Raw genomic sequence first — 12,039 nt, forward strand, 5'->3', positions numbered from 1 at the left:
CGATGCTTTTCAATATTCATTAATAGTGAAGCGGTCCACCAGGTCCAAGCGGAATTCCGAACAGGAACCATATAATTAGCATGATTGTCCAGCCAATTAAGAAGAACATAGAGTATGGTACCATAACCGATACTAATGTCCCAATCCCCATTTTCTTATCATACTTCTGGGCAAATGCAATAATTATTGCAAAGTACGTCATTAACGGTGAAATAATGTTTGTTGACGAATCTGCAATCCGGTATGCCATTTGTGTCAGTTCCGGGGAATAGCCCATCTGCATCATAATTGGCACAAAGATTGGAGCCATCATTGCCCATTTTGCAGTGGCACTTCCAATAAATATGTTTATGACCGCTGTGATGAGAATAAATGTAACAATTAATGGTATTCCAGTTAGGTTAACACTATCCAAAAATTCTGCACCGTATACTCCGAGAACTAGTCCCATATTCGACTCGTTAAAGAATGCAACAAATTGACCTGCAGTAAAGGCCAGTACAATAAACATTCCCATGGAAGCCATCGTATCGGACATTTGCGCTGCAACATCTTTATCGTTTCGAATTGATTTCGTAACAATACCATAAACAAGTCCAGGAACAAAAAATAGAATCGCGATAATTGGAACTAATGAACTCATAAATGGTGATTGGATAATTTGTGCCATCAAATCTCCTTCTGTGCCACGCAATGGCGCATTTGGCGGCAACACAAGCAGTAATGCCAGTACTAAAGCGACAAACACCGCAACACCAGACCAGATAAGTCCTTTCTTCTCAATCGATTGAAGCCCGTCCAGTTTTTCCTTCTGATCCCCATTATATGCTCCAAGTCGAGGTTCAACAATTCGCTCGGTTACCCAAGCTCCGATAAACGTCAACACAAATACAGATGCTGCGATGAAAAACCAATTCATTGCAATATTCATGGTTTCTGCATACGCCGGGTCAATTATTGCTGCTCCAGCAATCGTCAACTCTCCAAGCAGTACGTCCGTACCTGATAATAATAGATTCGCACTAAATCCACCTGAAACACCAGCAAATGCTGCTGCAAGTCCAGCTAGCGGATGTCTGCCAAGTGCCGCAAAAATCATTGCACCAAGTGGTGGCAGTACAACATAGCCAGCATCAGAGGCTACACTTGACATGATACCGGCAAAAACTAACCCCAGTGTAATAAACCGCTTTGGTACGGATAATACAAATCCACGTAATAATGCACTTATCAAGCCTGTCCGTTCGGCAACACCGATACCAAGCATCGTTACGAGAACAACACCTAGTGGAGCGAAACCAATAAAGTTATCTGTCAAACTTGAAAATATATACTGGATGCCTTCCGCACTTAGTAAATTCTTGATTTCAACAGTTGATCCTTCTTCTCCAGGATGTTCTACACTTATTCCCAACGGTTGGAAGGCAGCTGATAACAGTAATACAATCAGAGCTAAAATAGCAAATAATGTTACTGGATGCGGAAGTTTATTTCCGGATGCTTCAACAAAATCCAAGAAACGCTGAAAAAATCCCTTCTTTCCTTTTGCCATAAAGTAATCCTCCTATTAAATTTAAATGAATAATTTTCTGAAAAATATAACCAAATTTAGTCACGACATCCATTATACATACTTATAGACTTAATTTAAACCGCTCTAAAAATAGTAATAATAATAGATCATTTCCCAATTTATATGTTATTTAAAATCTTAGATCAACTATAATATCAATTACAATTAGCCCCATGTGTTCAAAGAACACATGGGGCTAATTGTAATAATAGCAGTATTTTATTATTATACATGCAAAATAGGTTATATGGAGTGCTGATTCACAATCTCTTTTCATGGTGCCTTCATTGCTGTATTGATTATCCGTTCTGGATGTGTATATACATTCATTTTATTTCCTCTGGCAAAGCCAATCGTCGTAATGCCTAGATCAGCTGCTAGCTGCAATCCCAAATCTGTCGGTGCAGATTTAGAAAGGAGAATGCCAACACCTATTTTAGATATTTTCAGCAATACTTCCGATGAAATCCGACCACTAAAAACGATAAGTTTATCTGCCACTCTTATTTTTTCATGAATAATATGCCCATATATTTTATCCAATGCATTATGGCGTCCGATATCGGTCCTTATCGTAAGTATTCCTTCGCAAGTAGCAAGTGCTGCATTATGGACACCGCCTGTACGAATAAATTGCTCCGAATTCGTTTGCAGTTCTTTCATTAACTGAAAGCATTGATCGACTGTTATTGATAGCTTACTCGTTATCGTTTTGGCCGTTTTTACATCACTTTTAAAATAAAACTGTCGGCTTTTCCCGCAGCAAGAACCGATAAAGCGTTTCGAGTGGTCAATTTGAGAAGGATCGATCTGTTTATACAGATCCACATAAGCAAAGCCGAGTTTCTCGTCTATTGAGATTCGCCTTATTTCATCCTTAAACCGAATTACCCCTTCTGAGGCAAGAAAGCCGATGACTAGATCACTTTGATTGGACGGTGAACATACAATCGTTGCAAATTCACTTCCATTAATCCTAATCGTGAGCGGTGCTTCGATTGCAACCTCTTCATGTAAAATGGACTGGGAATGCCCATTAAATCGGATTATTTCCCAGCCATCCTCTTTCACATCAGTCATCTTAGCCCCCCTAGCTAATATCTACTTCAAGCTCTTCTACTCTTTTTTCCACATATTTTGTATCTTTTTGAGCAAAATATGTTTCCGCCTTTTCAACGATTGCGGCTGCATTATATTCTGGAATTCCCGCAAATTCTTCATAAACACCCTTTGGAATAAGCATGTTTCCTTCTGGCCAATGTGCTTCAATATTTCCTCGTTTGACCGCTACAAATTTTGCACGGCCATGGAATGTTCCGTGCTGATTGTATACAACAATTGCATCGCCTTCTTTTATGCCGATCTCTGTCCCATCTGCTTCATTCATTAATACATCATATCGATCCGCATCATTAAACGGATCTTTTTCTCCATAGATCATCGAATTAAACTGTTTGCCACGACGTGTTGTGACATAAAAATGTCCTTCAGGCTTGCGAAGCTCTGGCAATTCTACAGTTATCAAGTTTCCTTTTCCACCTGGTGTCGGACATACTCCACCTTCACAAAGCCATGCCCCTCCCCACTGAAACACATCACCCCGATTTTTCAAATGCTGAATCCCTTCATAGTTTGGTGCTGCCTTGGCAATTTCTGCACGTATTTCATCCGCTGTATTAAAATCAATTAAATGCTGCTGATCAGGTTTTACCCGTTTAGCAAGATCAACGTATATTTCCCATTCCATCCGCGCTTCCTCAATACGTGGTCCCTTAATTTCCGGTGAATAATATACCATTCGTTCTGTAGAGGTAGAAGTACCACCACCAGGCTGCTCATATCTTGTCATCGCAGGTAAAACAATCACAGCTTCTCTCGCATCAGCAAATGTTGACGTATTAAAAATAATATCCTGGTGCACACGAATATCTATATTTTCCAAACATCGCTTGACAAAATCAGGATCTGGCATTGTTTCTAAGAAATTACCACCAGATAAATAGTAAAGATCTAATTTACGTTCATGTTCCTCAGGCAAGACCGCATTTTCTAACGATACCCCAACGATATCTCCTTGCCACTCTGGAATATCAAATCCCCAAACCTTTTCTACTCGTTCTCTATTTCCCTTGTCCATTCCGCCACCAGGTAGTACGAACGGGTCTGCTCCCATTTCTCCAGATCCTTGTACACCAGAATGACCACGGATTGGCATTAACCCGCAATGTTCTCTTCCTAAAAACCCTCTAAGTAATGCTAGGTTTGCAACTTGGGAGATATTATCTGTGCCAAATCGATGTTGCGTTAGCCCCATTGACCATACAAAGACAGCTGATTTCGATTTCGCAAGCAGTTCCGCTAGTTCAATCATCCGATGCTTCTGGATACCTGATGATGTGACAAGTTGATCCCAATCATAAGCAGTGACCTTTTCTCGTAATTCCTCAAGCCCATTTGCATGCTGGGAAACGAAATCATGATCGATTGCTGATCCATGCTCCATCTCTTCCATTTCAAACCAATGCTTCATGATGCCATGCATAAAGGCAATATCACCACCAATATTCACTTGGTACACATCATCCGCTATTTTTGTTCCGAATAATGCGGACTCTGCAATCGATGGTACCCAATAATTATCCATCGCTGGCTCATGGTATGGATTAATAATAATGATTTTCGTGCCTTTGCGTTTTGCTGCATACATATACTTCGTTGAAACTGGTTGATTGTTAGCGGCAACAGATCCCCAGAAAATCAGGACATCCGTTCCAATCCAATCCTTATAATTACAAGTAGATGCGCCGACTCCGATCGAGCGATTTAGTGCCGTTTTCGAAGGAGAATGACAGATTCTCGATGCATTGTCGATATTATTTGTACCTAAGAAACGTGCAACCTTGCCAACCGTATAGTAAACTTCATTCGTAATCCCTCGTGAAGTTGTATAAAATGCATAACGTTTCGGGTCAAGCTCTCTCATTTTGTCCGCGATTTTACCCAGCGCATCATTCCATGAAATACGACTAAACTTTCTCTCTCCTGCCTTACGAATAAGTGGATAAGGAATTCGACCGAGCTTCCGCAACTCCGTACTGCTCATTTTTCGTAAATCTTCTATATCCATATTTAATACACGCTCTTCAATCGCAGACATCGTATTTAAACGAAGGACATTTAATCGTGTTGTACATACATGCGGACCTGTTAATGTTTGATCATAAAGTCCAGAGACACCCAATGCGCAACCGTCACATACACCTTGTGTAAGAATTCTCGTAGCGTATGGTAAATTATCTTTATTCTCCCAAACAACCTTCATCGTATCACGGATATGATGTGGCTTAATTTTTCCTAAACCGAACGGAACCTTACTTGCCCATAGTGCTGGATCAGGCTTTTTCGGTAGCTTGATAGGCCCTGTGTGCTTTGTTTCTCCCAACATTTATCCCTCCAGTTTCCTTTTATTAATGTACATTCAGCTTACTTTGTTACAGCTACACCAAGCTTTTGATTTGTAGCTTGTTGTGCATTTCGTAAACGATTAATATCTGCCCGGATCCAGATAGAAATAGCAAATGCGATGATAAATAAGATACCAAAAATCATCATCGTTAAATTATAACTATTCGTAGAGTCGTAGATTAAGGATAGTAGAATTGGACCAACTACCCCAGCAACCGCCCATGCAGTTAAAATATATCCATGAATCGCTCCAAGCTGTTTGGTTCCAAAGAGATCACCAATATAAGCTGGTATTGATGCAAACCCTCCACCATAACAAGTTAATATCGTAAAAATAAGGATTTGAAAAACAATTCCATTCGACGCGAAGGGCAGCATGAAAAACGCGATAATTTGGAGGACAAAAAAAGCCGTATATACATTCGGCCTTCCAATATAATCGGATAATGATGCCCAGCCCAGTCTTCCACCACCATTAAATAATCCCATTATTCCTACCATTGCAGCTGCAGCTATCGGTGTCATCCCAGCTATATCCTGTGCCATCGGCGAAGCTACAGCAATCACCGCAATTCCACAAGTAACATTTAAGAAAAGCATGCACCAAAGCATCCAGAAACGACGTGTTTTAATTGCCTCATTTGCTGTCAGCTGTGATAGATCCGCTTTAATTTTACGCGCACCATTTTGCCCGCTTTCTTTAAATCCCTTTGGTGCCCACCCCTCTGGTGGTGGAGATAAATATTGTGCTGCAAGTATCATCACAATAAAATAAACTGCACCAAGCACATAGAAAGTATTGGAAATACCGACCATATCAATCAGAGCTGCAGCTGCTGGTCCACTTAAAAGTGCTGCAAAACCAAATCCCATAATTGCTAATCCAGTAGCGAGGCCTCGGCGATCAGGAAACCATTTTACTAATGTTGATACAGGAGCAATATAACCAATCCCTAAACCGATTCCACCAATTACACCATAAAATACATACAATAAAAATAAGGACTCAAAAGCTGTTGCTAATCCAGATCCAGCTACACCAACACTAAAAAATATCGCAGCAAGCATGGCAGACTTCTTTGGTCCTTGCTTTTCCACAAACCTTCCCATAAAGGCAGCAGAAAAACCAAGCATAAAAATAGCAATACTAAAAGCAAGCGATATTTCCGTTGTTTCCCATCCATATTGAGCCACCATAGGGTTAGTAAAAACACTCCAAGCATAGGCAGAGCCAATTGAGATGTGAACCCCTACTGCAGATGCAGCAATTAACCAGCGATTTTTAACTTTTCCCATACACATCCTCCTAAATATGATTATGATATAAGGTTGTCAATACTATAAAACAACTGAATGGAAAGGCTTACATAATATACCTTATTAGCCTGGCTAACTAAATAGAAAGCCATGATTAATTTTTAATATATTTTATTTTTTGAAATTTTAACCCAAATTTATCATGTAAGTAAATTTTAGTCAATTACTTGCCCTTGAAAATATATATGGTACGAAACTTCTTATTTAATTTACCCAATAACTTGAAAATTCTACTCTTCAACATTAATAAGTCTTTTGTTCTAAAACTATTAGTCTGTGTGATTGTATCGAACAATAGTTTAAGACTATATAAAATAATTAAAATATTTCAATTATTGTTGAAACCAATACGATTTGATGTTATATTGAACATTAGAATCAAGCGCTTTCATAGACAAGCATCTCTAATATCATTTTATAAGGAGTGGTAGTATGAGTAACAAAGCAGTTGTATATGTTAAAGCTGGAGAAGTAGAAGTGCGGGATATTGGGTATCCTGATCTAATACTTCGTGATGGCCCAGGAGTTAATCCTTTAAACGTAGGAAGAAAATGTAATCATGGGGTCATTTTAAAGGTAATTTCCACTAATATCTGCGGTAGTGACCAACATATGGTAAGAGGTCGTACTACGGCTCCAAGCGGTTTAGTTCTTGGGCATGAAATTACAGGTGAAGTTATCGAGGTTGGAAGTGATGTGGAATTTATCCAAAAAGGAGACATCGTATCTGTTCCATTTAACATTGCCTGTGGACGCTGTCAAAATTGTAAGCAGCAGGATACACATATTTGTACGAATGTTAACCCTGATCGTCCTGGTTCGGCTTATGGCTATGTTGATATGGGCGGCTGGGTCGGCGGTCAATCAGAATATGTTATGGTCCCTTATGCGGATTTCCAATTATTAAAATTCCCTGACCGCGATCAAGCATTAGAGAAGATTCTTGATTTAACGATGCTATCCGATATTTTCCCTACCGGATATCATGGTGCAGTTAGTGCAGGTGTCAAAACCGGATCAACGGTATATGTTGCCGGTGCAGGTCCTGTAGGCTTAGCCGCTGCACACTCCGCACAATTATTAGGCGCTTCGGCTGTTATCGTTGGCGATTTAAATGAAGAACGACTCGAACAAGCAAGAAGCTTCGGCTGTGAAACCGTAAACTTACGTGAGCATGATGATCTCGGTGAGCAAATCGAGCAAATTCTTGGTACGCCTGAAGTAGACTGTGCAGTTGATGCGGTAGGCTTTGAAGCGAGTGGTCACGGAAAAGACGCCGGCGAAGCTCCTGCTACTGTATTAAACTCAATTATGGGTGTAACTAGAGCTGGAGGGCGCTTAGGAATTCCAGGACTATATGTAACTGGGGATCCAGGGGCAGCTGATAACGATGCAAAAGAAGGAACATTAAAGATCCGCTTCGGACTTGGATTTGCAAAGGCACATACATTTGTAACTGGACAAACTCCAGTTATGCGATATAATCGTGATTTAATGAAAGCTATTTTAAGTGGCAGAGCACAAATTGCCAAAGCAGTTAATGCAACGGTTATTTCCATCGGTGAAGCTCCAGATGGTTATAAAGCATTTGACGGTGGTGTATCTCGTAAATTCGTTATCGACCCACATGGTATGATTAAGCAGAAATCTTATGGAGTTGCTGAGCAACAAGTTAATGGTTGATTGAGTGGTTGAGAGGAAAGTGAAAGACCTAATCGATGGGATTAGGTCTTTTTTGTATTTCTATGTAATGATATTACTTCCTTTTTTTATATAAACAGCTATACTGAAGTTAAGAAATAATATTTTGCAGTCTTTAGTTTCTCAATATTTCATTTTTTTAGCAATCTAATTTACCAAAAACTAATTTCATATGTTTATGCTTTAGTCATACATTAAATTTTAATAGAACAAAGATTACATATAATGCACTATATGTAATTTTTTTGGGAAATATATAGTTCTATATATCCATTTCAAAAGGAGGATTTCGGTTGATAGAAGCATTGATTGCACTTTTATTTTTGGCAGTGATGGGGGTTATTTATGGTTTCGATCGAAGGATAAAAAGGTATGGAAGAAGGTAGTTTACTCAATTTTAGGGATCTTTGCATTTTTAGCATTTATAGTCATTACTATAGGTGATTCTGAAGCGACCGTTCAACAAAACTTAGATGAAGAATTAGAGAAAAACGAAAAATTAACTGCAAATATCTCAGAATTAGAGGAAAGTAATTCTAATTTACAGGATGAATTTGCTGACCTTGAAAGTACAATAATTGCACTAAACGAGGAAATTACCACTATAGAAAATGAACATGAAAAATTACAAAAGAATTATGAATCTCTACAAAAGAAAAAGAAAGAGCTAAAGGAAGATTATAAATCTGTTGAAGAAGAGAACGAATTACTTGCGGAGAATATCGAACAACTGAAGGATGAAAAAGCATCATTAAGGAAAAAATTAGAAGAAAAAGAAACAAGTCCTACGAGCAGCTCTAGTACCCAAAATAAAAGTACTAGTGGGGCTAAATCAAGCGAGAATAATAATAATAATAATAGTACTAGCTCTAATTCAGCTCAAGCATCAAGCAGCTCTACGACTTCCAATGACTACTCAGAGGAATCAGAAACAGACAGCTGTGATATTAAAGGTAGTAACAGTGGAATTTATCATGTCCCAGGAAGTACATACTACAATCAAACAAAAAATGTAGCACAATGGTTTTGCTCAACTACCGACGCCGAAAATGCTGGTTATAGAGCCCCTAAGCGCTAATGAATCCTTATTATAAAATAAAACAAAGCAGAAATAGTAAATCTTTCTGCTTTGTTTTTTTTTATATCACTTTGCAAATTCTAAAATTCCACTCACTCTAAAAAATATATCTCACACTAACACACCAAACTCTAGATCGTCCAAACAAACAAATGCACAATCGTAATAATAATCGCCCCAACAATATAAGATAACACTATAACAGGCCAAACCCATTTAATCCACTTTATCCACGGTATTTTTGCCAATGCGAGCGATGCCATTAGAACACCAGATGTAGGAGTAATTGCATTCGAAATCCCGTCACCTAATTGAAATGCCAGTACAGCTGTTTGCCTGCTTACACCTGTTAAATCAGATAATGGAGTCATAATAGGCATTGTCAATGCAGCTTGCCCGCTACCTGATGGCACAAGGAAGTTTAAAAAGCTTTGCGTTGCATACATTCCCATCGCAGAAAATGTTGTTGGCAATTGACCAATTGCACCCGATAGACTATATAAAATCGTATCAATTGTATTACTTTCCTCTAGTACGACCAGGATACCGTAAGCCATTCCGACTACTAGTGCACCTACAACAAGTTCTCGGCAGCCGTCTACAAAGGATTCAGCAATCTGGTTCACCCTTAGCTTAGCAACAAAACCTGCGATAACGCCCATCAGCAGGAACAAGGAAGCGATTTCCATGATATACCAATCAAAATAAGTTACCCCAATCGCAAGTCCAATAATCGTTAAAAATAACAGACCAATAATAATCGCATGTCTAGGAGTTAACTGCATTATTATAGGGTCATGTTCAGCATCATCCATAATCCTTCGCTTGTCAATCTCATACATCAAACTGGTTTCCGGGTTTTTCTTAACTTTTTTGGCATAAATCATGACAAATGCAATACTAAATGCGACAAAAATAAGCCAGATAATAAAACGAATTCCCATCCCGGAAAACAGCGGTAATTCTGCAATTCCCTGAGCCACACCAACCGTAAAAGGATTCATAAATGATGCTGTAAAGCCTGCACAGGATCCTACTATAACCATTCCCGCTCCGACAAGCGAATCGAATCCCATCTTGATTGCTAATGGAACTAATATTAAGATAAATGGAATTGTTTCTTCCGACATCCCGAATGTTCCACCGCCCAGTGCGAATAATAACATAACAACCGGTATGAGATAAATTTCCTTTCCGGCCATTTTTGCTGAAACATTCGCGAGTCCGGTTTCAATTGCTTTTGTAGCATTCAGAATCCCAAAAGCTCCACCAACAATAAAAATGAAAAAGATGATTTCAGCTCCATTAACCATCCCCTTATGCACAGCTTCTAAAATCCCAAAAGGGCTAGTCGGATTTGACTCAACCTGCTGATACGTTCCGTCCACTACAACTGTTCTTCCTGCATCATTTACCTCTCGTTCGTATTCACCAGCTGGAACGATATATGTAAATAAAGCGGTAATAATGATTAAGCCAAATAACAATGCGAATACATGGGGGAATTCAAATTTCCTTTTCTTTCTTTTCAGATTTCCTTCATTAGAAATCGTATCGTCATGCATTAAAAATCTCTCCTTCTGTATATTCTCACGTGTTGTATATAAAAAAATAACAGGCAGTGAACCGCTACAAACAGCTAAGAAGCGGCAATTCACTACCTGTAACCATGTAAAAACTGAACTTATCGTTTTTCAAATTCGGTTTTTATGGCGGATAGTAAATCTTGATCCGTCATAATGTCATAACCAGTTTGTGCTAAGGAAAGCACTGCATCAGCAATTGCTGTCTCGCCATCTTTCGTAATCGTTTGATCTGCAAACTCTTTCGTATGGAATACAAGTCCAGGCTTATTCATTCCAACAAATGGATGGATCGATGGTACCACTTGACTTACATTTCCCATATCGGCCGAACCAGTTGCAGCTACAGCTGGATGGACAGGGTGCGGACTGTGCGCTTTTAGATTTTTAGTAAATACGTCCGATAGTACATTATTTGTGACCATATTGTCATAGCTCAATTCATAATTTGATATTGCAACAGATGCACCTGTCATTAATGCTGCACCATCTGCAATATTTCTTACCTTTTGCACTACCTCATCTACAACCTTGCGCTCATTTGCGCGAATATAAAATTGAGCGACAGCTTTCTCCGGCACTACGTTTGCGGCCTGTCCCCCTTCCGTAATGATGCCATGCATTCGTACATCTGACGGAACATGCTCTCGTAATGCGTTGATTCCATTAAATAATTGAATAACAGCATCCAGCGCATTAATCCCTTCTTCAGGTGAAGCAGCTGCATGGGATGCTTTTCCAGTATAATCAAATTGCAGAGCATCCATTGCCAGCATCGGTCCACTTTCAGAAGAAACGTCAGCTGGATGCACCATCATCGCCACATCAATATCATCAAAAGTTCCTTGCTCAGCCATTGGTACTTTCGCTCCATTTGTTTCCTCGGCAGGAGTTCCAAGAACAACGACCTTCCCGCCTATTTCTTGTACATGCTTACTAAGAACAACTCCAGCACCAACTGCCATCGTTGCGATTAAATTATGACCACAGCCATGGCCAATTCCAGGCAGCGCGTCATATTCTGCTAGAAACGCAACTGTTGGTCCTGGCTTTTCGCTGGAAAACTCTGCCCGAAAAGCTGTCGGACGATCTACAATGCCTGTTTCCACTTCGAAATTGTGGGAACGTAAATATTCAACCAGTAGCTTCATAGATTCAAATTCTTGATCTCCAAGCTCTGGATTTTCATACAATTGATTACTAATTTTAATAAGTTTATCTTTTATATTTTCAAAATCTTTCACGAGTGACACACTATTGCCTCCAATTCAAAATACTTCCGTTTATGGATTATACCATAATATCTTAAAAAATGTTGCATA

8 protein-coding genes are annotated in these 12,039 nt (G+C 39.2%); 2 read left to right on the forward strand and 6 right to left on the reverse strand.

From position 1 onward, the window contains the following. Positions 1 to 19: 19 nt before the first annotated feature. The 4 genes from NST46_RS01440 to NST46_RS01455 form a co-directional block, all read right to left on the reverse strand. A complete protein-coding gene (locus NST46_RS01440) occupies positions 20 to 1,552 on the reverse strand; it encodes an AbgT family transporter (RefSeq protein WP_303447505.1) in 1,533 nt (510 codons plus the stop codon). Positions 1,553 to 1,846: 294 nt separating this feature from the next. Next, on the reverse strand, positions 1,847 to 2,653 hold the full coding sequence (fdhD, locus tag NST46_RS01445) for a formate dehydrogenase accessory sulfurtransferase FdhD (RefSeq protein WP_341136629.1): 807 nt from the start codon (positions 2,651 to 2,653) through the stop codon (positions 1,847 to 1,849). A 10-nt stretch (positions 2,654 to 2,663) separates the two neighbouring features. Next, positions 2,664 to 5,015, reverse strand: a complete 2,352-nt coding sequence (locus NST46_RS01450) for an FdhF/YdeP family oxidoreductase (RefSeq protein ID WP_341136630.1) — start codon at positions 5,013 to 5,015, stop codon at positions 2,664 to 2,666. 41 nt (positions 5,016 to 5,056) lie between these two features. Further along, complete coding sequence (locus NST46_RS01455; protein ID WP_303447502.1) at positions 5,057 to 6,334, reverse strand: L-lactate MFS transporter; 1,278 nt, start codon at positions 6,332 to 6,334, stop codon at positions 5,057 to 5,059. Between the two features lie 453 nt (positions 6,335 to 6,787). Between NST46_RS01455 and fdhA the strand changes: the two genes are divergently transcribed. Together fdhA and NST46_RS21835 are read left to right on the forward strand one after the other, a co-directional pair. Further along, positions 6,788 to 8,038: a formaldehyde dehydrogenase, glutathione-independent gene (gene fdhA / locus NST46_RS01460; RefSeq protein WP_095313229.1), complete on the forward strand. Its 1,251-nt coding sequence runs from the start codon at positions 6,788 to 6,790 to the stop codon at positions 8,036 to 8,038. A gap of 964 nt (positions 8,039 to 9,002) precedes the next feature. Further along, the gene (locus tag NST46_RS21835) at positions 9,003 to 9,134 is read left to right on the forward strand and encodes a sunset domain-containing protein (RefSeq protein WP_445321729.1); all 132 of its coding nucleotides are present in this window, start codon (positions 9,003 to 9,005) and stop codon (positions 9,132 to 9,134) included. 131 nt (positions 9,135 to 9,265) lie between these two features. Here NST46_RS21835 and NST46_RS01465 read toward each other — a convergent pair whose 3' ends face one another. Both NST46_RS01465 and NST46_RS01470 read right to left on the reverse strand, forming a co-directional pair. Further along, positions 9,266 to 10,699, reverse strand: coding sequence for a YfcC family protein (locus NST46_RS01465; protein WP_341136631.1), 1,434 nt, complete (start codon positions 10,697 to 10,699; stop codon positions 9,266 to 9,268). A 119-nt stretch (positions 10,700 to 10,818) separates the two neighbouring features. Continuing rightward, positions 10,819 to 11,970, reverse strand: coding sequence for a M20 family metallopeptidase (locus tag NST46_RS01470; RefSeq protein ID WP_341136632.1), 1,152 nt, complete (start codon positions 11,968 to 11,970; stop codon positions 10,819 to 10,821). Between the last annotated feature and the right edge of the window lie 69 nt (positions 11,971 to 12,039).

Source organism: Oceanobacillus sp. FSL W7-1309 (assembly GCF_038002145.1).
GTDB lineage: Bacteria > Bacillota > Bacilli > Bacillales > Amphibacillaceae > Oceanobacillus > Oceanobacillus profundus.